The 21056-nt window shown below is 69.6% G+C and carries 22 protein-coding genes and 2 pseudogenes; 15 read left to right on the top strand and 9 right to left on the bottom strand.

The features are described 5' to 3' along the window. Window positions 1–135: 135 nt before the first annotated feature. The gene (locus ABZ078_RS33060) at window positions 136–420 is read right to left on the bottom strand and encodes a hypothetical protein (protein WP_356581452.1); all 285 of its coding nucleotides are present in this window, start codon (window positions 418–420) and stop codon (window positions 136–138) included. Between the two features lie 443 nt (window positions 421–863). On the opposite strand from ABZ078_RS33060, the gene ABZ078_RS33055 reads away from it, so the two are divergent. Further along, window positions 864–1190: a tRNA-dependent cyclodipeptide synthase gene (locus ABZ078_RS33055; protein ID WP_356581450.1), complete on the top strand. Its 327-nt coding sequence runs from the start codon at window positions 864–866 to the stop codon at window positions 1188–1190. After that, window positions 1120–1428, top strand: a pseudogene (locus ABZ078_RS33050) (tRNA-dependent cyclodipeptide synthase); the annotation flags it as partial. The gene ABZ078_RS33055 and the pseudogene ABZ078_RS33050, both read left to right, overlap by 71 nt. Before the next feature lie 140 nt (window positions 1429–1568). Here the strand turns inward: ABZ078_RS33050 and ABZ078_RS33045 are convergent. Beyond that, complete coding sequence (locus ABZ078_RS33045; protein WP_356581448.1) at window positions 1569–1991, bottom strand: heavy metal-responsive transcriptional regulator; 423 nt, start codon at window positions 1989–1991, stop codon at window positions 1569–1571. 113 nt (window positions 1992–2104) lie between these two features. On the opposite strand from ABZ078_RS33045, the gene ABZ078_RS33040 reads away from it, so the two are divergent. From ABZ078_RS33040 to ABZ078_RS32985, 12 genes are all read left to right on the top strand, one after another. Further along, the gene (locus tag ABZ078_RS33040) at window positions 2105–2317 is read left to right on the top strand and encodes a heavy-metal-associated domain-containing protein (RefSeq protein ID WP_356581446.1); all 213 of its coding nucleotides are present in this window, start codon (window positions 2105–2107) and stop codon (window positions 2315–2317) included. Window positions 2318–2565: 248 nt separating this feature from the next. Next, the gene (locus ABZ078_RS33035; RefSeq protein ID WP_356581444.1) at window positions 2566–4884 is read left to right on the top strand and encodes a heavy metal translocating P-type ATPase; all 2319 of its coding nucleotides are present in this window, start codon (window positions 2566–2568) and stop codon (window positions 4882–4884) included. Between the two features lie 143 nt (window positions 4885–5027). Further along, complete coding sequence (locus ABZ078_RS33030; RefSeq protein ID WP_356581442.1) at window positions 5028–5606, top strand: hypothetical protein; 579 nt, start codon at window positions 5028–5030, stop codon at window positions 5604–5606. Between the two features lie 536 nt (window positions 5607–6142). Then, window positions 6143–6562 (top strand): hypothetical protein, encoded by a 420-nt coding sequence (locus ABZ078_RS33025; RefSeq protein ID WP_356581440.1) that lies wholly within the window; start codon window positions 6143–6145, stop codon window positions 6560–6562. A 25-nt stretch (window positions 6563–6587) separates the two neighbouring features. Next, window positions 6588–7505 (top strand): FAD:protein FMN transferase, encoded by a 918-nt coding sequence (locus tag ABZ078_RS33020; protein ID WP_356581438.1) that lies wholly within the window; start codon window positions 6588–6590, stop codon window positions 7503–7505. Further along, window positions 7460–9007: a 2Fe-2S iron-sulfur cluster-binding protein gene (locus ABZ078_RS33015; protein ID WP_356581436.1), complete on the top strand. Its 1548-nt coding sequence runs from the start codon at window positions 7460–7462 to the stop codon at window positions 9005–9007. The genes ABZ078_RS33020 and ABZ078_RS33015 overlap by 46 nt, the downstream gene beginning before the upstream one ends. Before the next feature lie 400 nt (window positions 9008–9407). Continuing rightward, complete coding sequence (sigE, locus tag ABZ078_RS33010; protein ID WP_356581434.1) at window positions 9408–10100, top strand: RNA polymerase sigma factor SigE; 693 nt, start codon at window positions 9408–9410, stop codon at window positions 10098–10100. A gap of 601 nt (window positions 10101–10701) precedes the next feature. Then, window positions 10702–11031: a hypothetical protein gene (locus ABZ078_RS33005; protein ID WP_356581432.1), complete on the top strand. Its 330-nt coding sequence runs from the start codon at window positions 10702–10704 to the stop codon at window positions 11029–11031. Window positions 11032–11181: 150 nt separating this feature from the next. After that, entirely contained in the window at window positions 11182–12159 is a 978-nt protein-coding gene (gene lgt, locus ABZ078_RS33000; protein ID WP_356581430.1) for a prolipoprotein diacylglyceryl transferase, read from the top strand. A 317-nt stretch (window positions 12160–12476) separates the two neighbouring features. Then, window positions 12477–12863: a DUF2933 domain-containing protein gene (locus ABZ078_RS32995; RefSeq protein WP_356581428.1), complete on the top strand. Its 387-nt coding sequence runs from the start codon at window positions 12477–12479 to the stop codon at window positions 12861–12863. A 44-nt stretch (window positions 12864–12907) separates the two neighbouring features. Further along, window positions 12908–13162, top strand: a complete 255-nt coding sequence (locus ABZ078_RS32990) for a zf-HC2 domain-containing protein (RefSeq protein WP_356581426.1) — start codon at window positions 12908–12910, stop codon at window positions 13160–13162. A gap of 440 nt (window positions 13163–13602) precedes the next feature. Continuing rightward, complete coding sequence (locus tag ABZ078_RS32985) at window positions 13603–13848, top strand: hypothetical protein (RefSeq protein ID WP_356581424.1); 246 nt, start codon at window positions 13603–13605, stop codon at window positions 13846–13848. Between the two features lie 226 nt (window positions 13849–14074). On the opposite strand, the gene ABZ078_RS32980 is transcribed toward ABZ078_RS32985, so the two are convergent. Continuing rightward, on the bottom strand, window positions 14075–14680 hold the full coding sequence (locus tag ABZ078_RS32980; protein WP_356581422.1) for a DUF5134 domain-containing protein: 606 nt from the start codon (window positions 14678–14680) through the stop codon (window positions 14075–14077). Window positions 14681–14980: 300 nt separating this feature from the next. On the opposite strand from ABZ078_RS32980, the gene ABZ078_RS32975 reads away from it, so the two are divergent. Further along, window positions 14981–15238 carry a hypothetical protein gene (locus tag ABZ078_RS32975; protein ID WP_356581420.1) on the top strand — a complete coding sequence of 86 codons (258 nt, stop codon included), beginning with the start codon at window positions 14981–14983 and terminating at the stop codon, window positions 15236–15238. Window positions 15239–15603: 365 nt separating this feature from the next. Here ABZ078_RS32975 and ABZ078_RS32970 read toward each other — a convergent pair. From ABZ078_RS32970 to ccsA, 6 genes and pseudogenes are all read right to left on the bottom strand, one after another. Continuing rightward, window positions 15604–15937, bottom strand: a pseudogene (locus tag ABZ078_RS32970) (QacE family quaternary ammonium compound efflux SMR transporter). A gap of 146 nt (window positions 15938–16083) precedes the next feature. Beyond that, window positions 16084–16341 (bottom strand): cation transporter, encoded by a 258-nt coding sequence (locus ABZ078_RS32965; protein WP_356581418.1) that lies wholly within the window; start codon window positions 16339–16341, stop codon window positions 16084–16086. Next, complete coding sequence (locus tag ABZ078_RS32960) at window positions 16341–17531, bottom strand: sulfite exporter TauE/SafE family protein (protein WP_356581416.1); 1191 nt, start codon at window positions 17529–17531, stop codon at window positions 16341–16343. The genes ABZ078_RS32965 and ABZ078_RS32960 overlap by 1 nt, the downstream gene beginning before the upstream one ends. 97 nt (window positions 17532–17628) lie before the next feature. Next, window positions 17629–18042 carry a hypothetical protein gene (locus ABZ078_RS32955; protein WP_356581414.1) on the bottom strand — a complete coding sequence of 138 codons (414 nt, stop codon included), beginning with the start codon at window positions 18040–18042 and terminating at the stop codon, window positions 17629–17631. Between the two features lie 611 nt (window positions 18043–18653). Next, window positions 18654–19703 (bottom strand): prolipoprotein diacylglyceryl transferase family protein, encoded by a 1050-nt coding sequence (locus tag ABZ078_RS32950; RefSeq protein WP_356581412.1) that lies wholly within the window; start codon window positions 19701–19703, stop codon window positions 18654–18656. 1176 nt (window positions 19704–20879) lie between these two features. Continuing rightward, a partial coding sequence (gene ccsA / locus ABZ078_RS32945) for a cytochrome c biogenesis protein CcsA (RefSeq protein WP_356581514.1) occupies window positions 20880–21056 on the bottom strand: 177 nt, incomplete at its 5' end.

The following is a 21056-nucleotide window of genomic DNA, read 5'->3' as shown; positions in this document are numbered from 1 at the left end:
GATCTCGGCGCTTCCAAGCTCGCCCACCCGAATGACCCACTCTACGATCGACGAAACGTGGAACGCGGCTCACCCCTGGGGTCCGCCGTGCCGTCCAGGGTGCGGCCCCCTGGCGGCACGGCGAGCGCAGGGGCATCAGCCGAGTCGATGCGTCCCTACGGCCGCAGCACAGGCTAGTCGAAGGAACAGGGCACCACTGATGGCGAACTGCCAAGCCAGGCCGGGTGAGGCGAGCAGGAGAGGAATCTGAGTGAGTGGGGTGATGGTGAGCGCGGCAAGCATCATGGGCCCGGGCCCGAACCGCGCCGCGAGTGACGGCGCGGCCAGCGCGCCGGCCGCCGCCCCCAGGGCTCCGAGTCCCAGAACGACACCGAAGGCGGTCACGCTCATCGCGAGGGACTGGAACAGGTTTGTTTCCACAGAGACTGTGTCCCCCGCAGGTCGTGTCCCTTCACGAAATGGCCGGCGCTGTGGCCGGTGGGATAGCAGCGGCGCATCGTGTCGCTATCTCCATCGTGAGCCGTGACGAAGCCCACACTCCACTTGCCCCTCTTCCCGTCTGAACACGATCCACCGAACCGCTGTCCGGCGTGTGTCTGGAGGGCGACTGTGGCCTACGTCGCATACCTGGCCGGCGCCGAGGCGGACCATCAAACCGTGTGGCCGACGTTGCGAGCGCCCGCACAGGCCGCGGCCGCCTCAGCCCACTCACGTGCCATCAGAACCGGTTCGCTTTCTGGAACGGTCGGAGGCGCCCGTGAAGGGGCGATGGTGCGTCAGGGTGGCGGGCATGGGGTGCTTCGGATGAGACGATCGGTTCGCGATTGCACTCGCCCTTGGCGGGAAGGTTCTAGCGTCCGGTTATGAGCACAGACACGAGCGATGACGCTATGGGCGTGATGGCGGTGGCGCCTTTGAGCAGCCGATGCGCGGCCGTGTTCGAGCGGGCTGAGAACGTGTGCTTCGGGGTTAGCCCGTTCAACAGCCATTTCTCCAGGGAGCTGATTCGGAGGCTGGCGGATTGGGGCTGGCCCGGTTCGAGGGGGTGGACTTTTTCGTGCGGGACGCGCCGAGCGCGTTCATCTTGGAGGCGCTGGGGTACGCGCCGGAGAAGGCCGCGTGGAAGGCGCGGCGGCAGGGCCAGTAGGCCCACAACAAGATCGTCACGGCCCTCGGCTCACTCGGTGTGACCGACGCGGCGACGCGGGTGCTGGGCTGGGCTTGGAGGGCAATCCGGCGTTCGTACGCCTTCAGGAGCTCGGACTGCGGCGGTACGCCGAGTTCACGGATTTCTGGGACCCGTGCCGGGAGGCCACCGGCTGGGTGCTGGCCGGGTATCTGCCTGCCGGGCAGCGACCGGGCGCGGAGCAGGTGCGCTACTTCCTGGCGGAGCTGCCGTTGTTTCTTGACACTCGGGCCATCGTCGGCGCGGAGGCGTCGTCTTCTGCTACCGCCGGCCGCCGGATGTGCTGCGCCCCCTGTGCGCGGGCGAGTTCGGCCGGTGGCCCGCCACCGGTCAGGGCTTCGCCATTGTCGCCGAGTCCGGGCGGGACAGGCGGGGCCCGCCGTCAGCCGGTGGCCTCGGTCTCGGCGGGGTCGGTTTCGAGGATCCAGCAGACGCCGGCGCTGTCGTGGTCCGTCGGCTGTCCCTGGTCGGCGTGGGCGAGCAGAGTTTCCAGGTGGGCTTCGAGGGTGACGAGTTCGGCGATCTGGGCGCGTACGTTGTTCAGCCGGTCGCTCAGGACCCGGCTGACGTGGCCGCACGGACTCTCGCCCTGGTCGTGGACGGCGAGGATCTGTCGTACTTCCTGCAAGGACATGCCGGCTGCCTGGCAGCGGCGAATGAAACGCAGCCGGTCAGCGGTCTCCGGGCCGTAGTCGCGGTGGCCGCCGTGGGTGCGCGCGGGCGGCGGCACCAGGCCGGAGTCCTCGTAGAAGCGGATGGTCTTGGTGCTCGTCCCTGTGAGCTCGGCCACTTCGCCGATCTTCATGCCGTTCCCCTCTTGAACTTCCAGTGGACTGGAAGTGTAACGCTTGGCGCGTCCAGGGGTCCTGGCCCGTGACCGCCCTTTGCGGCGGTCGTCCCGATAGCGAGGAGCGTTTGATGAGCGAGTCCACGTACATGGTCACCGGCATGACCTGCGGCCACTGCGCCGATGCCATCACCCAGGAGATCACCGCTATCTCTGGTGTGCAGAAGGTCGACGTCGAAGTCGAGGCGGGCCGGGTCACCGTGTTCAGTGACAGCCCGCTGTCGCTGAAGGACGTGCGGTCGGCCTTGACCGAGGCCGGCGACTACGAGCTCGTCGCCTCCTGACACACGCCGGGAAGTAGCAGGGTCGCGCTCGTGACGCCGGGGTAAGACCACTCGTGACGCGGACGGTCCGACGTACCCGCTGACCTGCGGTCACGTGTTCCCGCAGTCGGCCGACCGCAGCCCGTGCGAGCTCGCCGGGACCGCATCGATCGCGGGAGCTCCAACGGACCGGCGCTGCTGCTTCGGCCCGACGCTGCCCCGACTCCCTCCGACCTCCACTGGGCCAGGCAAAGAAAGACGAGTCCCGCATGACGACCACGACCATCCAGCTACCGGCTGTCGAGCCGCCCGGTGAGACTGATCCGGCGCAGACCGTCGACCTGGCCATCACCGGCATGACCTGTGCGTCGTGCGCGAACCGGATCGAGCGGAAGCTGAACAAGCTGTCCGGGGTCAGCGCGACGGTGAACTTCGCCACCGCCAGCGCGCGGGTCGCCTACCCTGACGACCTGACGCCGCAGGATCTCATCGCCACGGTGAAGGCCACCGGGTACGGAGCGAGCATCCCCGCCCCAGCCGGCTCCACCGAGCCCCCGGCGGAGGGCGGCGGCTCCGGCGACGGGCCCAGCGGGGAGGAGGAGCGTCACGTCAGGGCGCTGCGGGACCGGCTGCTCGCTTCGGCGGTGCTGACGGTTCCGGTGGTGCTGCTGTCGATGGTGCCCGCCACGCAGTTCCGGTTCTGGCAGTGGCTGGCCTTCGCACTGGCTTCGCCGGTGGCGCTGTGGGGGGCGTGGCCGTTCCATCGCGCTGCCGTCGTGAACCTGCGGCACAAGGCGGTCACGATGGACACGCTGGTGTCGGTCGGTGTGCTGGCGGCCTGGCTGTGGAGCGTGTACGCGCTGTTCCTTGGCGGCGCGGGCGAGCCGGGCATGCAGATGGGCTTCTCGCTGCTGCCGAGCTCGGGCGGGCACGGGTCCGCCGAGATCTATCTGGAGGTGGCCGCGGCGCTGACCGCGTTCATCCTGGCCGGCCGCTACTTCGAGGCACGGGCCCGCAGACGGGCCGGTGAGGCGATCCGCGCGCTGATGGAGCTGGGCGCCAAGGAAGTCACCGTCCTGCTCGACGGGCGCGAGGTACGGGTGCCTATTGAGCAGTTGGAGGTCGGGCACGAGTTCGTGGTGCGGCCAGGGGAGAAGATCGCCAGCGACGGCGTGGTCGTCGAGGGCACCTCGGCGGTGGACGAGTCGCTGCTGACCGGTGAGTCACTGCCGGTGGAGGTAGCGCCCGGTGACCCGGTCACCGGAGCGACCGTCAACGCCGGAGGCCGCCTCGTTGTCCGCGCCACCCGCGTGGGCACCGACACCAAGCTCGCCCAGATCGCCCGCCTGGTGGAAGAGGCCCAGACGGGCAAGGCGGAAGTGCAGCGACTGGCCGATTCGATCTCGGCGATATTCGTGCCGGTAGTCATTCTGCTTGCGGTGGAGACGCTGGCCGCCTGGCTAGTCCTAGGTTACGAGCCGAACATGGCGATGACGGCGGCCGTCGCGGTGCTCATCATCGCCTGCCCCTGCGCACTGGGTCTCGCCACCCCGACCGCGCTGATGGTCGGCACCGGCCGAGGTGCCCAGCTTGGCCTGCTCATCCGCGGGCCCGAGGTGCTGGAGTCCACCCGCCGCATTGACACCATTGTGCTGGACAAGACCGGCACCGTCACCGAGGGGAAAATGCGCCTGGCCGACGTGATCGCCGCCGACGGCGAAGACCGGACCCAGATTCTGCGGCTGGTCGGCGCGCTGGAGCACGCCAGCGAGCACCCCATCGCCAAGGCGATCGCCGATGCCGCCGAGGACGAGACCGGCGACCTCGCACCCGTCACCGATTTCGCCAACCTCGCCGGGCGCGGCGTCACGGGCGCCGTCGACGGACACCTGGTGCTTGCCGGACGGGCCAGCTGGCTGGCCGGGCAGGACTTGGAGGTCCCCGCGGCACTGACCCGTGCTCAGCAGCAGGCCGAGCGCGCGGGGCGCACCGTCGTTTTCGCCGCCTGGGACAAGGAGGTGCGTGCGGCGCTGGTGGTGGCCGACACGGTCAAACCGACCAGCGCTGAGGCGGTCGCCCAGTTCAAGAAGCTCGGCCTGACCCCAGTGCTGCTGACCGGGGACAACCAGGCGGCCGCCGAACACGTCGCGGCCGAGGTGGGCATCGAGAAGGTCATCGCCGAGGTCCACCCCGAGGACAAGGTCGCCGAGGTCAAGCGGCTGCAGGGCGAGGGCAAGATCGTGGCGATGGTCGGCGACGGCGTCAACGACGCCGCCGCGCTCGCTCAGGCGGACCTGGGACTGGCGATGGGGACGGGCACGGACGCCGCCATCGCCGCAGCCGATCTCACCCTGGTCAAGGGGGATTTGCGCGGAGCTGCCGACGCTATCCGCCTGGCCCGCAAGACGCTGTCCACGATCAAGGGCAACCTGTTCTGGGCCTTCTTCTACAACGTCGGCTCCCTGCCCCTGGCAGCCCTCGGTCTCCTCAACCCGCTCATCGCCGGCGCCGCGATGGCCACCTCCTCGGTGTTCGTCGTCACCAACAGCCTGAGGCTGCGCCGCTTCCATCCAACCAACCGCCAGTAGCCACCGGTGATCCCTCGTTCGGGGCAATTCGCACCACACGAAGAAACCTAATGAACTAAGGTACTTGGGAGATGTGTGACGCTCCCCGGGCCTCGTCCAGTAAGACGCCAAACGCGCACACCCACACGGAAACGGATAAACCCATGGCCAGCATCAAGCATCGGACTGCCCTCGCCATCGCCGCGGCGGTCGTGACCGTCGGGGTCACCGGAGTTGCCGCCACCGCGGCAGTCGCCGGCGGCGGCCCGGACACCCCGCCGGTTACACCGACCCCGTCGGCATCCTCGGCCTCCCCCGACCCGAGTGCCCCCGCACAGGGCAAGGGCAACGGCAACACCAGCCCGGCGCCCAACAACGGCAACGGCAACGGCATGCCGAACAACGGCATGGGTGGCATGAACGGCGGCATGGGCATGGGCGGTCAGGGGGGCATGGGCATGGGCATGGGTGGCCAGGGTGGCATGGGCATGGGCATGGGTGGCCAGGGGGGCATGGGCATGGACATGAATATGCAGATGAACCTGGAAGCCATGCGTATGGGCATGAAGACCGGCATGGAGATGGGCATGGGCATGAACAAGGATCAGGGCGGAACCTCCACCACGCCCTCTCCCTCTGCGACACCCTCTCCCAACGCCTCGGAGACCCCTGATGGCTCCGGGCGGCAGAACCAGAACGGCAGCGGCAGCATGAACGGCATGTCCGGCATGGGTGGGAGCTGACCGCTCGTGGGCGTCGCCGACGGGGAGCGGGCCCGCCGCACAGTGGGCTGGGGTGCCGGTGCTCGCTGACACGGGTGATGCGGTGCACTGCCGCTGCGGGCCGGAAGGCAGGGCGGGCACATGGCTGTTTCATTAGATCTTCATCGTGAGTAACTAGCGTCGCCGGGGGACCGCCTGGCGGGCCGTCAGCTAAAAGGGGAAGCTGAGTTCGCTTATGGATACAACTAGTTCGGTCATCGCAAGGCTGGGGCGCCGTACCGTCCTGGCAGTTGTGGGCGGGATCGCCGTGGTCGCGGCGACGGTGGCCATCGCCACCGCGGCGGCGGCCGGAGGCGGATCGGGCACACCGGCCCCCTCGGCTTCTCCGTCGGCGTCGTCTTCGCCGGGCAAGGAAGGCTCCGGCACTACGCCCGGCGACGGTGCGTGGGGGCGTGGCGCGGACGGCTGCTGCGGGGGGAACGGCCCAGGATGGAATGCCCGAGACGACGGGATGGAGATGGGCAGGCGCCACATGGAGCACGGCATGGGGATGAGTGATGGCTGACCGACAGGATGCCGCCGATGAGCAGGACCGCCGTACGGCGGTGCGGGTGGGGGTGGCCGCCGCCAGCCTGGTCGGCGCCATCGTGCTCACGGCGGCGCTGGCCGCTCGTGCCGAGTCGTCCACCGAGTCGTCCGTGCCGGCGTCCGATGCCCTGCCGCAGTCGGTGTCCCCGTCATCCGGCGGAGCGGGGGAGACCTCCGTGCCGACCGCCGCGACACCCGCCCCACCTCAGACGCAGGGCCAGACCACACCGTCCTTTCCGGTAACGCGCAGCAGCGGCAGCGGCTGTGGCAAGAACACCACGCAGGAGACGTCCCCTCCGACGGCCACGGCGGCACCGTCCCCGTCCGCAGCCCAGGAGCAGCGGCAGGCGATGCCGCCCCCTCCGATGACGCACAGCCGTGGCAGCTGAGTGTATTGAGGCACAGTTCCCGGTGATGGGCAGCGCCGGCCACCTGCTGGTGGCCGGCGGACCAGAACTCCTGACGCGGGCGCGCTCGCGCCTGGAGGCGCTGGAGACGCGGTGGTCTCGCTTCCGTGCCCACAGCGAACTGTGTCTTCTCAATGCTTCGCCCGGCCGGTGGGTTCGCCTCTCAACGCCGACGGTTTGCCTGATCTCCCTCGCGGTACGGGCTTGGGAGCTGACCGGCGGCCTGTTCGACCCGACTGTGCTGCCCGCCCTGGAGCAAGCCGGATACACCCGGACGTTCGAGGCGGTACCGCGCGACCTGCCGACCGGTGCCCCGGATGCCCCCGCTGCCCCGGGCTGCGCGGGCATCGAGCTCCGCGGTGAGTGGGTCCGCCTGCCTCCCGGCGTGCGGCTTGATCTGGGTGGCATCGGCAAAGGGTACGCGGCTGACCTGGTCGCCGCGGAGCTGATGGCCGCAGGGGCAACGGGAGCCTGCGTCAACCTCGGCGGCGACGTACGTACGGCGGGATCGGCTCCCGGCGCCGACTCCTGGGTGGTGGCCGTGGAGGACGAGGCGCGCCCGGGCACGGACCTGGCCTGGCTGGCTCTCGCTGAAGGCGCGGTCGCCACCTCCACCCGGCTGCGCCGTCGGTGGCATCGCCAGGGGCGGGAGCTGCACCACCTCATCGACCCGGGCAGCGGAGCGCCCGCCATCAGCGAGGTCGCCAGTGTGACCGTGGTGGCCGGCGAGGCGCACTGGGCGGAGGTGCTGGCCAAGGCGGCGCTGATCGCCGGGCTGCCCGCCGGAGCCGCGCTGCTGGAGATCTACAAGGTCGCCGGCCTGCTCGTGACTGAAGACGGCACGGCGCACAGCGCCGGGCCCTGGGAAAGGTTTGTCTCGTGGACTCCCAACTCTGGTGGTACCTCGCCCGCGTCGGCGGGTTGACGTCCTGGTGGCTGCTGTCGGCCACGGTGGTGTGGGGACTGCTGGTGTCCACCAGAGTGTTGGGTCAGAAGGTGGTGGCGGGGCGCCTGCTCGACCTGCACCGCTTCCTGTCCGGGCTCTCCCTGGTCTTCCTGGTAGTGCATGTGATCGGTCTGCTCGCCGACTCCTGGGTGGAGATCGGACTCGTGCAGATCCTCTTCCCGTTCACCTCCGACTACCGGCCGATGGCGGTGGCCTGGGGCGTGATCGCCCTCTACCTGCTCGCCGCCATCCAGACCACCTCTCTGCTCAAGTCACGTATCCCGCACCAGTGGTGGCGCTATGTCCACACCAGCACCTTCGCGCTGTTCGTGCTGAGTACCGTCCACGCTCTGACCGCCGGCACCGACGAGGGCACGGTGCGCTGGACGACGCTCGCCCTGACCGCGATCGTTGCCTTCCTGGTCATCTACCGGCTACTGATCGGGCGGCGCACCGACACCAGCGGTCCTGCCGCACCCACTGCTGCGGGGCGTACCGCCGAGCCGTCGGCACGGCGCGAGGCGCCCGGATCCCGCCGGGTGGTCGTCCAGCAGCTGCGGAGGGCCGCCGACGGTGTGGTGGCCGTCGACCTCGCCGCCGCGGACGGCGCGCGGCTGCCCGCCTGGGAGCCCGGCGCCCACGTGGACCTCGTGCTGCCCTCCGGCCTGATCCGCCAGTACTCGCTGTGCGGGGACCCGGCCGACCGGGAGACCTATCGCGTCGGTGTCCTCCACGTGCCGGACGGGCGCGGCGGCTCTGCGGAAGTGCACAGCCTGCGCGCGGGCCAGCAGATCGCCATCAACGGTCCCCGCAACAAGTTCCCGCTGGTCCTGGCGAACCACTACCTCTTCGTCGCCGGCGGCATCGGCATCACCCCCCTCCTGCCCATGGTCCGTGCCGTGGCCGCGGCGGGACGGGAGTGGCGCCTGGTCTACGGCGGGCGCTCCCGCGCAACCATGGCCTTCACCGGCGAAGTCCTGGACCTCGGCGGCGACCGAGTACGCCTGGTCCCCGAGAACACCGACGGCCTTCCCGACCTTGCCGCTACCCTCGCCGACACCCCGCCCGCAGCCGCGGTCTACGCCTGCGGCCCCGAACCGCTGCTCGCCGCCCTGGAGAAGACCATTACGGACTTCCCTGACCTGCATCTCCACACCGAACGCTTCGCTGCTCCCCGACCCAAACCGCCGAAATCCGGCGCCCCCGACCGGACCGGGGAGTTCGAAGTCGAACTGCGGCGCACCGGACGGGTGCTGCCCGTCCCGGCCGACCGCAGCCTGCTGGAGGTCATCCGCGAGGCGGTTCCCGACGCTCCGTCCTCCTGCGAGGAAGGCTTCTGCGGCAACTGTGAACTGCGCGTTCTGGACGGCATTCCCGACCACCGCGACACCGTACTCTCCGCCGACGAGCGCGACCGCCGCGATGTGATCTACCCGTGCGTCTCCCGGGCCCGCAGCCCGATCCTGTCAGTGGAACTGTGACCAGCAAGTAGCAAGACGCTTCCTCACTGGCCAGAAGGATCCGCGGCATGTGCCGCCGCCGTTGCCTCCGCGGTAAAAACATGGACACTTCACAGGCCCTTCATCCCCTTCCGCATAGTTTTGCCCTGACCCCCCGGCGGCGCTCACCGCAGGGGCGAAGGGAAAGCGTTACGAGGAACAGCGATGAGCCCCGACCACAGTTGTCGGAGCGAGCCCAAGACCGTAGAAGCGGCAGGCGCGTCCGGCACTGAGCATGCTCCCAGAGCCGTGGGCCGACGATCGGCTGACGTCGTATCGACCGCAGCACGGACGGCCACGTCACGACACCCCGCGCATGTCACGTCGTGTTCCCCGACGGCAGGGGCACCCATGCCTCAGCGAGCCAGAGGAGGAGGCACCGATGACACAGCAGACCGTCCTGACCGCAGCCGCAAACAGCTTGCCAGGCGACGAGCCCAGTACGCAGGAACGCTCCACGGCCGATGTCGACGTTTCCGACGGCCAGACGTGGACCGCGCAGGACTGGAACGAGATCGTCCGCACCCACGCCCACCGGGTCTACCGGCTCACGTACCGGCTCTGCGGCAACCAGCACGACGCCGAGGATCTCACCCAAGAGGTCTTCATCCGAGTCTTCCGGTCCCTGTCCGGCTACAGCCGCGGCACCTTCCAGGGGTGGCTGCACCGGATCACGGTCAACCTGTTCGTCGACACGGTCCGCCGACGATCCCGCATCCGATTCGAGTACCTGGCGGACTCGGCCGCCGATCGCGTACAAGCCGTAGAGCCAAGCCCTGCGCAGATCCACCACGACGTGCAACCCGAGCCAGATGTCCAGGCCGCCCTGGACGCGCTGCCCACGGAGTTCCGCACGGTAATCGTCCTGTGCGACATCGAGGGCCTGCCGTACGAGGAGATCGCCGCCACGCTCGGCGTGAAGATCGAGACCATACGCAGCCGCATCCATCGTGGCCGCGCCAGGCTGCGCATCGCCCTGGCCCACCGCGCCGGCCACGGTACGGACACGACGCCTCCCGCCGGCCCCCCGAACCCCGCACCGCCCTACCGCTGGCGACTGACGGAGTACCGGTAGCCAAGACGGTCTGACGTGGCTCGACGGACACCGTCCCAACCACCGGACCCAAAGTGGCTACGAGACGTGCGGCGCAGTGCGGATGCGTGCGAGCGATGGCGATCACCGCGGACACCGACGAGGTTTTCCTGCTTCCCTCATCCTGTCCCGAAATGGCCGCGGAGCCACGGCTCCCGGCCGCCGCCGCAGGCTTCCCGGCCGCGCTCTGGGAACGTGACGGGCCCCCACGCCGTGACGTTGGCCAGATCGCGGCCGGTCGGCCTATGACGGGCGTCGCATCCTGGCCGGCCCAGACGGCCTGGCCAGGGTGTCGGCCACGACGGCCTATCAGGAGCGTCAGCAGAGATGGCGCGGGTAAACCACGTGGCGATCCCATTGCCAGCCGCAGACCGTGTCGTCCACAACTCCCTGCGTACATCGGACTGCATGGACGGCACCGTGCACGTTCGCGCAGGCAGGAGTGAGCACACCATCCGCCCGAGCCTGGGAACTTAGGCAGAGGGGAGCACAGACTCCCCACATCGGTGCTTCATCGCTCCTTCACACCCTGTCCCTAGCGTCAATGACGCAAGGAGCCCCGCTTGGAACGAGGAGTCAAATAATGATCAAGCTCAGGACCATCGGTGTTGCCGCCGCGACCCTCGTGCTCGGCGGCATCGGCGCGTACGGTGCCACCGCGTTCGCTGCGGACTCGCCCTCCCGTCCCAAGCCTTCCAGCACACAGAGTCCTGAATCGGGCCGCGGCGCGGACAGCGATGGCGACAGGAAGGCCATGATCCGTCACTGTACGGATCAGCTGCCGAAGGAAGACCGTGCCGAGACGCGGCGGCAGATGGAGAAGATGATGTCCGACGGCATGGAGTCCGGCTCCATGATGGGCGGCTCGATGATGGGCGGCGCCTCGAAGGACGGACACCACGGCATGGACTGACCGCCCCGCGCACGGCAGGCCGTCGCATCAGGAGCGCTTCTTCTACACGCTGGACCGGCTCTGGACAGCGCAGGGGCGGCCCGGCGTTCCATGCCGACAGGGCACACCCCCGCCCACAGCTGTTCACCTCACTCGAAGTTGATGCGACTTATGAACCTGGCTTATCTGCCGAGCCCGTCAAGTCCCTATTTGAATCTCGGCCCGCTCATGATCCATTGGTATGCGGTCATGGTGGTCATCGGCGTGCTCGCCGCCGTCGCGATCGGCCAGCGCCGCTGGACCAACCGCGGCGGCGCGCCGGGCGTCGTCCTTGACATCGCGATGGTCGCCGCGCCTTTCGGCATCGTCGGCGGGCGGCTCTACCACGTCATCACCAGCTGGCAGCTGTACTTCGGCCCTGGCCGGAACCCCGTCGAAGCCCTCTACGTGTGGCAGGGGGGCCTCGGTGTGTGGGGCGCCATCGCGGGCGGGGCGCTGGGCGCCTGGATCGCGGCCCGGAGACGCGGTATCGACTTCGCGGCACTCGCCGATGCGGCCGCGCCGGGCATCCTGGTCGGGCAGGCGATCGGTCGTATCGGCTGCTGGTTCAACCAGGAGCTCTACGGCAGGCCCACCACCCTGCCCTGGGGCTTGGAGATCGACCCCGTCAACCGGCCCGCCGGCACCTCGGACGCCGCCACCTACCACCCCGCCTTCGCCTACGAAGCCACGTGGAACCTCGGCGCGGTCGCCTTCGTGGTCTGGGCCGAGCGGCGTTTCCGCCTCGACCGAGGCCGGGTCTTCGCCCTCTACGTCGCCGCCTACACCGCCGGACGCGGCTGGATCGAGCTGCTCCGCGTAGATCCCGCCAACCACATCCTCGGCCTGCGCCTGAACGTGTGGACCAGCCTGCTGCTGTTCACCGCCGCCATCGCCTTCATCGTCCTGCGCCGGTCCGCACGGCTGTCCTCGTCGGTGGTGACGGGCGAGGCCGCCGTTCCCCAGGCGGCTGTCGGCCCGGCCGCAGCCGAAGCCCGTGAGCGGTATGCGGCACCGGAACCGGGCCAGGAAGAGACCCCGCCTGGAGGAATCCGCGGAAGCGGAGACCGGCTGGACGGAACCGTTTCCACTGAGAGGAGCCACCGATAATGGAGCGAAGCCACCGCGGAGCGGGACACCCGGGCGCGGTCACCACCGCGCCCGGGTGCTGCACCGCACGCAGCTCCCGCTCCAGCTGCTGCCGTTCGGCCCCACCATGTCGGCCTCCACGTCCGTGGTTGGCCTGGTGTTCGCCTTGATCAGGGCCACGCCGCTGGAAGCAGCCCGGATCTGCCCGGTCCCTCGGACGCACATCGGCCGCCCATCGGTAGCTCATCGATCCTTCACAGCACGAACCTAACCTTCCGGACATAGGCCAGTTCGGTGCCGTATACCGGACCGGCGCTCGACCCCTCGGAGTGATCACCATGTGCCTCAACAAGAAGGCTGCCATCGGCCTCGGTGTTGTCGCCGTCGGCGTGCTCCTGCTCAAGCCCGGCTGGTTCGTACTGGCCCTGCCGCTGCTGATCCTCGCCCTGTGCCCGCTGAGCATGATCTTCATGATGCGCGGGATGAAGGGCGGCCAGGACAAGGGCCAGGCCGGCAGCGCGTGCGGCATGGGCGGCAAGACCGACAAGAACATAACCAGCACAACCTCCACCACCAAGACGGGCCTGGACGAGCAGATCAGTATCCTGCAGGCCGAATTGCGCACGCTGAAGGCCGCCCAGGCCCGGGCCGACAGCCTCACTCCCGCCGAAGCCGAGCAGCCGGTCAGCTTCACCAAGCACACCGGCACGGACCCCCGCGCCTGACCGCGCCCGGAGCACTGGGACGCAACGAGAGGGGTGAGGGGACCATGCCGAAGCCTTCAACAGGGTGCGACGAGATCCGCGAGTGGCTCGGGGCGTACGTCGTCGGCGCGCTGGAGTCCGACGAGCAGCCCCGGATTCGAGCTCACCTCGCCTGCTGCCCCGCCTGCCGCTCCGAGCGCGATGACCTCGCCGATGTGGTCCGACTGCTCCGCGGTGCTCTACCGGTGCGGACCGCGGCGCAGAGCCCACGACCAGCCCGGCCTTCGCAGACAGATGCGTCGGTTCCCCGGGAGTTGTGATGGTGGTGCGTGGACTGGCGGTCTGGGCAGCGACAGCCACGCTGGCGGACCTGATGGCGGCCTGGCTGCAGATGGCCATCTCGTTGGGCACATCGTCGTCGCCGGCTTCGGGGTGAACCAACGCGGTACCGGCGCGGCGGTGGGTGAAGAACGGTGGAAGTGCTGTTCGCCGTCGGTGCCGTCTCAGGGAACCATACTCAGGATGACCTGCTGGGTCCGGGAGGATCGGGCCGGGCGGGCCATGGGGCGGCCGTTCACGATCGAGTGCTCTCCACGTTCGACAAGATGGCCCCGAAGGTCCGCGCAGAGGTGAAAGCTTCGATCTGCAGGGCTATCCACGACCGCATGAGTCCGCTTCAGCGGGAGGAGCTGCGGCGGTTGGAGGAAGAACCTGATCAGTACAGGAGCGGATGGGCGGCCTCGGCGACAGAGTGGTAGGGATGGATGGCGTCGCCGCGTGGACGATCATCGACTTCGCCAGGAGGCGGACCCGGCGCTTCCGGAGGCTCGCTGGTCAACACGCTCCCGCTGAGCGCGCGTCTGGTGCACACGAGGCTGTGGAGAGCACCACCCTGATGGCGATGTTCTGCAAGCGTGGCGCCATGAAGGCCGATTGGGTACGTAGTGCCAAGGACATCGACGTCGACGGCCTGGCACAGTTGGCGCTCACGAAGGCGCACAGGTGACTGCCGTTGCTTAGGGACGGAGACCAGGGCGGCTTCACTCAGCGTAGACGCCGTAACGATCGACTACTGGCGGCTCTCCAGCCACGGGAACACCCCTTAGCGCGCCGCACCTGGTGCCCGCAGTAAGGACGGTGGACCAAGCGACCCATGAGGACCTCCTGCCGGAGAGGTCGAGGCCCTGCATGACGGCCGAGCATAATTCCCGGCCGCTGCTCGTGCGCCCGGCTCACATCATCAGCGTCATGACGAACATACCGACGGCCAGCGACACCCGGCATGCGGCGCCCACCTCCGGCGCGCGCAGCACCATTGGGAAGCCGACCCCAGCTACGCCGACCGACCGGGCTCCTTCCGCGCTGGCCGGCCGCCCAGCGGTGATCCGCGTGCCCGCCCATAGTACGTAGGCGCCGAAGTAGCCAAGCATCAGCGCGTTCACAGTCGGCACCCCCATCGTGTCGTGGCCCATGCCCGCCACCGAGCTCATATCCACGCCGACGGGGGCGGTCATCATCGTGGCTGCCATGTAGACCATCGCGCCTGCTTCGACGGTGTGATGGGCGCGGTGGCATTCGCCGCGTGCGAAGAGCAACGTGCGCAGTATCAGCGCGCTGTATATCGCGATGAGTAGCGGCGTCTGCCATACTCCTTGGCCGGGCATGGTCAGGGGCACCGCCATCAGCGCCATGGCGAGGCCATGCACGGCCTCGGCACCGGCGGTGCGCCGTGCGCATGGCCCGGTGCTGTCTCCGGCCCCCGCGCGCAATAGGCACAACACTCCCGTGCCCGCGGTGAGGGCGACCAGTAACCAACCCACCAGCGGTGGTCCGTGCATGAGCCTCCCTCGGGTCGCATTGCACCGATACCAGGACGATGCCCAGTGCGGCGGGCGCACATCCTGGCGCAGGGGTGTACGGAGGGTGCATGAGGGCGCCGCGGCTGGGAGAGGGGCTGGGGCGAGTCTGCGTCCCAGCTCCGCCGGCAAAGCCCTCGACACGGGGATCGGCATCAGCGCGGTCACCGGTTGTGGCACGCCGGAGGCAGGGAAAGCGGTGTCCGACGGCGCTGTCGCGGACTCACGGCCGACGAGCCCTCGAACCACAGCAGCGCCACCCCGCAGTTAGGAGGTGTAGAGATGTCCGAGACCATTCTGCTTGCCCTGATACTCCTGGCCTGCCCCATCGGAATGGGCCTCATGATGTGGCACATGGGGCGGTACCAGCAGCAGAATCAGCCGGAGAAGCAAGCCGAACCCCACGCTGGCCTCGACGCCCAGGACGCCGAGGCCGTCCGTCTGCGGGCCGAGATCGACCAGCTCAAGGCCGCACAGCGAGACTCGGCCACCCATCGAGGGGCGGCCCCGCCCCACAACGGCCCACCTGCCGCTGAGTAGGTTCGGCAGGGCAACAACCGCGCTGGACCCGACGGCTGCCGTCTCGACGCCTGCTCTGCCCGAACGCCCGGCCGGGCAGAGGTGCCGGGTCGGTCACCGCCGTGCATGCCGCCTGGCTGTTGCCGGTTCGCCTGCCTGCCCGGCCCGCCGTTGGGCCGACGGGCACGCTGGTGTGCTGGTCTCGGGCGCGGTCCGCGGTCTCGCGCTCGGGCGGAGCCGCGACGGTGGTCGTTCACCACGGCGCCCGGAGGCGGCGCCTCCGCGGTCGCGGCCACCACCTCTTCAAGCCCCCTTCGTGGCCGGCGTCAAACTGGTGGAGTAAGCGGCTCATTTGTTCTGCATCGACCGCTACCCGGAGCGGCTGGTCAAGGCGGCGGTGGCCGGGCCCCGGCTTCACTGGCTGAACCGGAAAGCTGCAGACCTATGGACCGGCGATCACCAGTGATCGAGACGATCTTGCGGAGACCAAGTCGCTGGGGAGAAGCATGCCATTGATCGCCGTACCCGACGCGCCCAAGCCGCTCCACACCGCGTATGCAGGGCTGTGTGAAACGCAGAACCCGTAGTCGGCCGGTGCCGGGTGAAGCCATGGGGCAGAGCAAGGCTCACCGGGAAGCCGGTCCGGAACAGCCCAGCGACGCTGACAGCCCCCCATGGCCATGGGCGAGTACCTCCACGCCTCGGGGCGCCAGAGCGGATGCACTGACCGGCTTCGGATGTCGGCGACCCTGGCGGCTCAGCCGCTCGCGGTTCGAGATCGGCGAGCAGCCACCGTGGCGAGTAACGTGCTGCCACGGCGCGGGCCGACCGGGGTCGCCCAGCCGGCCCGCGCCGTCTTTCGTCCGTCAGCCGATGGGCCGGGCCGTGTACTCGCCGGCGCGCTGCACCGCGGCGACAAGGACCTCGGTGTCCACGGCCGCGTCCTCCTCCAGGCGGATGGTGGAGTGTCCGCTGCGCACGTCGGTGCGGGCCGAGCGGACGCCGGGGATCTCCTCCAGTTCATCGTCGATGGACAGGCCGCAGCTGCTGCAGTGCATGCCCTCGACCTTGAGGATCACCTGCGGGACGGTCTCCGCGTCCTTCTTACGGCTGAACAATGCCATTACGCGCCTTTCTGGAAGTTGATGGTGCCGCTCTGCATGCCCATGGCACAGGAGAAGCGGAGTGTGCCGGGCTTACGGGTACCTAGGTCGATCTTGGTGTCGCCGTCGCGTTTGGCGATCTCCTGGACGCCAAGTTCGGGGATGGTGAAGGCTCGGGCGCACCCGCCGGAGTCCTTGCCGCGCAGGATGAGGGTGGTGGGTACCCCGGCCTTGGCGGTGAACTGGGTGGGCTCGTAGAAGTCGGTGACGGTCAGGACGACGGTCTGCTTGCCGGCGGCGTCGATGGTGACCGGTCCGTCGGCCGTCGCCTTCTGCCTGCCCGCCGTGGAGCCCGGGGATTGCGACGGGGCCGGTGCCGCCGCGGCGGCGTGCTGGTCGTTGAAGTTGAAGGTGGCCCAGCCTCCGGCCTGGAGCCCGGAGGCCGCGGTCCAGACGGCGACCCCCAGGACTACCACGCCGGTGACGACGGCCAGGCGGCCGGACAGGGCCCGGCTGGTGCGGCGGAAGAGGTAGCCGAGGACGGCGAACAGCGGGGCGGTGCCGACCACGAACCCGAACATGACCGCCGCGCCGGCCAGCGGTGAGCCGGAGGTGACCGCGAGCAGTTCCACCGACAGGGTCACCCCGCACGGCACGAGCACCGTGGCCAGGCCGATCAGGGCCGGGGTGGCGACGGAGTCGGTCTTGGCGCTGCGCCGCAGCAGCCGCCCGAAGGAGGCCGGGGGCCTGGGGACAAGTCTGGCGACGGCCTTGACGCCGAACAGGTCGAGGGCGAAGAGCACCATGAGGATGGCGGCGGCGATGAGCATGACGGCCCGGGCGCGCGGGCCGGGTTGCAGTGCATCACCGAAGACGCCAAGTAGCGCTCCGAGGAGGGTGTGGGAGACGAGCTTTCCAGCAAGGAATGCGCCGACGGGCACCAGGGTCTTGGCCTCCTCCTGAGCGGCGTTTTTCCCTGCGGACCTGGAACCGAGGCTGCCCTGCGCCGGGGCGGCGACTGACGGGGCAGCGAGGCTGCGGCGGGAACCGGCTGCTACGAGAGCCGGTGCGGGGGCGGGTGACAGGGTGGCCGGGCTGCGGCGGGTCACCGCGCCGGCCAGCAAGCCCCCTTGGACGGCGGCGCACGAGGCACCGCCGGCGAGCAGACCGGTGGAGAGACCGGTAGTGAGCAACGCGACAGACGACGGCATGTGTCAAGACTCCTGAACAGGAATGGCGGCACGCGGCGTGCCGAAACGGACGTGAGAGGCGAGGCGTCCGCAGAAAAACGATGCGGACGGGGCACTGTCACGTCCTGGACACGCACAACCGGTGCAGATCAGGAGGAGAAACGGACTCGACGGGCGGGGGAACCCCGGAGCGTCGATTCCCTGGCTGGACGGCGGCCACGGGCTCCTGCTGGCCGTCGGCGCAGGCTGGGGCGGCCGCAGTGCCGTGGGACGGTGTTCCCGGTGGCTGGGCGCAGTCGTCGGGGCTGGAGGGGCAGGAGTCCTCCGAGCTGAGCAAGTCGACCACCGTCGCTGCTCGGGCGGTCGGCAGGGCCACATCCGAGGCCCCGGACATCCGCTCCATCGACTCCATCGGAGCGGACATCACCATCGCCGTGGCCGGGCGGGCCACGCCGGTCAGACAGAGAGTGAGCGCGCAGGCCATCAGCACCCTGGACACCAGCCGGAGCGGGAGCGGAGCGCGCGAGATCACGATCGGGATGCTAGCAGCGGCCGGCGACTTGGCACGGCGGTTCACTCCTGTAGAACCTCGATACGAGGCAATGATCACGGGTGGCTCCCCTGATGCGGATGGCGCCTGGCGCGTAACACACCCGCGAAATCGGCAGGTCCTCTGACCCGCACCCTCGCCCAGATCCGCATCGAGAAGGACCGCAGCACCCGCAGCGCGTACCAGGGGCAATCGCGTCACCATCGACGGCACCGGCCTCTGGCTCTGCTACGGCCCTGACACCCACTGGCACACCTACCAGTAGATGGGCGGCGACGGATGGCCTGTGGGCGGAGGCCGGACGGCCCGCCCTCGACTGCGCTCCGCGAACGGAGCGCACGCCGTGGTCATGGACCTCCAGCGATCCCCGTACCCGGCGTTCGTCGGCCAATGCCGGGGAACGGATGGTTCGGACCAGTCGGACACTCCTCGATGTCCTGCCGGCCCGAAGGCTCACGCGGTCCGGAGTGACCCGCCGGAGAAACCGGGCGCACGTTACCGCGTCGAGTCGGCAGTCCGGGCCTGTGAGCGCGGGATGCTCCGCACCACGTATGCCCCGCTCAGGCTGGGACGTGGTGCAGTGGCAGGTACGTTCAGGCGGCCGCGGACACTGCCACGGCCGCGATGATGACGGCCGTGCTGACGGCGATGGTCAGTCCGCGGCCACGGGGCGTACGCGGGTCCGCGCGTAGCGGGAACAACAGCTGCCGTATGAAGGTGTAGGTGGCGACCGCACCGGCGAAGACCGCTCCGCCGACCGGGGGATTCACGGCGAGCACGAGTGCCAGCGTCGCGACGCCGAGGAGGAGTGCCACCGCCGCCTCCACGAGTTGGACCGGGTAGCGGCGGATGCCTAGGCGGCGATCGGAGGACCACAGGGCCCATCGCGAGTTGGTGGGCCGTCCCGCGCAGCAGCCGCCGAAGAAGCACCCGGGCCGTCCGATGGCCATGGCGAAGAACAGTCCCGGGGTGGTGGCGTCTAGGAAGGCGCCCGCAGGAAGTCCGAACACGGCCGCGGCGACCGTGAGGGTGCCGATCGCGCCGAGCAGGAACCCCTGGATGCACGTCCCGGCGGTGACGAAGTGGCGGGGATGCCGACGGTGCAGGGCTAGGTAGTAGAACTTCGCGCCGAGGAAGCCCACCATGCTGGCGACCATCGAGATCATGACCGCGGCCGCCACGTCGAGGTTCGCCCGGGCGAGCAGCGCGGCCTGGACGGTGATGGCGACCACCGTGCCCAGGCCGACCAGAGCGGGCCAGACGAACGGCCTCACCCCGGGGCCGCGGACCAGAGGGGCCAGCCGCGTCGCGGCCGTCGTGACGGTTCGCGGCAGGGCGGCCGGCTTCGGGGCGGTGCCTGTGGTGCCGGTCTGCGTGCCGATCTGGACGACGGGGGTCGCCGTGACCCGCCAGGTGCCGGAGCGGATGCCCTGTGCGCGGGTGGTGACCGCGATCCTGCCCATGCCCGCGGTGATGCCGTCGACCCGCTCGATACGTTCGAAGCTGTCATCGGTCCGGGGCTCGCCGTCGACGGGGATGCGGGTGCCGGAGAACCGGATCGTCACCGAGTACGGCGCGGCACTCGGGTGAGCTTCGAACCAGTAGGTGGCGCCAAGACCCTGCGGGTCGGCTTCCGCGATCATGGCGGCGCACCCTCCGCCCACGGCCCGTGCGCCGAGTACCTGCCCGCTCCGCGCCTCGGACCCGGTGGGTTCGGCGGGTCCGGCCGCTGGGTGGGACCGCGTCGGCGGGATGCCGGTCGGCGTCCGGATGCCCGCGGGGACTTGAGCACGGGCAGCAGGCGTCGCGGCCGTCCCGCGCGCGAGCGCTGCCGGAACGGTCGTGTGGGTCTCCTGCGCCGCGGTCGCCGAAGTGCCCGACCCGCTTGCCGGGCCGACCAAAGCACTCGCGGCCCGAGCGTCTGCCTGCATGCGAGCCGCCCGGCCCTTGGCGGTCTGCGTGCGGCGTGTCTGAGCCATGATCCTGACCCTTTCGGGTTCGGCCGCCGCCTCGGTGCGGCATCTCGCGGTACGGCTGTACGGCTCCTGAGTGCGCGTACGCCAAGGCGCAGCCGTAGGGGGCGTGCGCTGGCCCGGCGACGGCGGCAGGCGGACTTCGTACGCCGTACACGGAGAACGGGAGGGAAAGACGTTGTTCCCTTCCTCCCGGTCAGCGGGCCGCAGCCAGCCGTCAGGACCATGGGCCGCTCCACGGACAGGAGCACGGACGGATGTGGTCACGACGTCCGGGACCCGAGTTCCGCAGCCTTCATCTGACGTGTGCAGACGCTAAGTCGCCGGTATGAAGAAGCCATGAAGCGCGTGTGTGCCGCCTCTGTGCGTCTGTCCCCGCCCTCGGCCGCGGCAACGGAGACTGGCCCGAAAAGTCGGCGGTACGGCACCGGCGGGCCGGGTGCGGACCTGCGCGTGATCAATCCGCTTCGCGGAGGTTTCGGCAGCTCAGGGCGGAGGCCCCCCGTCGCGCCGGTCGGCCGTGCGCTGCGTCGGTGCTGGCCAGTGGCCCACCAAGGACAATGGTCTCTTCGCCCGTGTCGAGAGACCGAGACCGGCAGCGGCTCGCGGAGCGAGGTCCGAACGGATGTCCCCATCTCCCGTCCGCGCCCGTTCCTTTTCCTCCCCGGGCACTTCGCGCATCGTGGAATTCGCTTCCGCCAGGCTCCTCACGGCGGAAGCCCCGCCTGTTCTCACAGGACTTCCTCATGACCGGCGACGGGTACCGACGCGGGGATCGAGCGGGAGGGCACAGCCCCGTCCGGGCCGGCGCGGCGGTGCGGATTCCGGCTGTGGTGGGCCAGGGCCTCAGACGCCGGCGTAGGAGTGCAGTCCGGTGATGAAGATGTTGACGCCGTAGTAGTTGAAGACGAAGGTGATGAAGGCGATGAGGCCGAGGTAGGCGGCGCGGCGGCCCTTCCAGCCGGCAGTGACGCGGGCGTGGAGGTAGGCGGCGTAGGCGACCCAGGTGATGAAGGCCCAGGT

It is taken from the genome of Streptomyces sp. NPDC006385 (assembly GCF_040612485.1).
Classification (GTDB): Bacteria; Actinomycetota; Actinomycetes; order Streptomycetales; family Streptomycetaceae; genus Streptomyces.
This window is presented reverse-complemented; position numbering and strand designations above follow the sequence as displayed.

Bases quoted from the DNA above. Each gene is read 5' to 3' on its own strand.
- ABZ078_RS33055 (WP_356581450.1), top strand. From the start codon at position 864: ATGAGCACAGACACGAGCGATGACGCTATGGGCGTGATGGCGGTGGCG.
- ABZ078_RS33045 (WP_356581448.1), bottom strand. From the start codon at position 1,991: ATGAAGATCGGCGAAGTGGCCGAGCTCACAGGGACGAGCACCAAGACC.
- ABZ078_RS33040 (WP_356581446.1), top strand. From the start codon at position 2,105: ATGAGCGAGTCCACGTACATGGTCACCGGCATGACCTGCGGCCACTGC.
- ABZ078_RS33035 (WP_356581444.1), top strand. From the start codon at position 2,566: ATGACGACCACGACCATCCAGCTACCGGCTGTCGAGCCGCCCGGTGAG.
- ABZ078_RS33030 (WP_356581442.1), top strand. From the start codon at position 5,028: ATGGCCAGCATCAAGCATCGGACTGCCCTCGCCATCGCCGCGGCGGTC.
- ABZ078_RS33025 (WP_356581440.1), top strand. From the start codon at position 6,143: ATGGCTGACCGACAGGATGCCGCCGATGAGCAGGACCGCCGTACGGCG.
- ABZ078_RS33020 (WP_356581438.1), top strand. From the start codon at position 6,588: ATGGGCAGCGCCGGCCACCTGCTGGTGGCCGGCGGACCAGAACTCCTG.
- sigE (WP_356581434.1), top strand. From the start codon at position 9,408: ATGACACAGCAGACCGTCCTGACCGCAGCCGCAAACAGCTTGCCAGGC.
- ABZ078_RS33005 (WP_356581432.1), top strand. From the start codon at position 10,702: ATGATCAAGCTCAGGACCATCGGTGTTGCCGCCGCGACCCTCGTGCTC.
- lgt (WP_356581430.1), top strand. From the start codon at position 11,182: ATGAACCTGGCTTATCTGCCGAGCCCGTCAAGTCCCTATTTGAATCTC.
- ABZ078_RS32995 (WP_356581428.1), top strand. From the start codon at position 12,477: ATGTGCCTCAACAAGAAGGCTGCCATCGGCCTCGGTGTTGTCGCCGTC.
- ABZ078_RS32990 (WP_356581426.1), top strand. From the start codon at position 12,908: ATGCCGAAGCCTTCAACAGGGTGCGACGAGATCCGCGAGTGGCTCGGG.
- ABZ078_RS32985 (WP_356581424.1), top strand. From the start codon at position 13,603: ATGGATGGCGTCGCCGCGTGGACGATCATCGACTTCGCCAGGAGGCGG.
- ABZ078_RS32980 (WP_356581422.1), bottom strand. From the start codon at position 14,680: ATGCACGGACCACCGCTGGTGGGTTGGTTACTGGTCGCCCTCACCGCG.
- ABZ078_RS32975 (WP_356581420.1), top strand. From the start codon at position 14,981: ATGTCCGAGACCATTCTGCTTGCCCTGATACTCCTGGCCTGCCCCATC.
- ABZ078_RS32965 (WP_356581418.1), bottom strand. From the start codon at position 16,341: ATGGCATTGTTCAGCCGTAAGAAGGACGCGGAGACCGTCCCGCAGGTG.
- ABZ078_RS32960 (WP_356581416.1), bottom strand. From the start codon at position 17,531: ATGCCGTCGTCTGTCGCGTTGCTCACTACCGGTCTCTCCACCGGTCTG.
- ABZ078_RS32950 (WP_356581412.1), bottom strand. From the start codon at position 19,703: ATGATCGCGGAAGCCGACCCGCAGGGTCTTGGCGCCACCTACTGGTTC.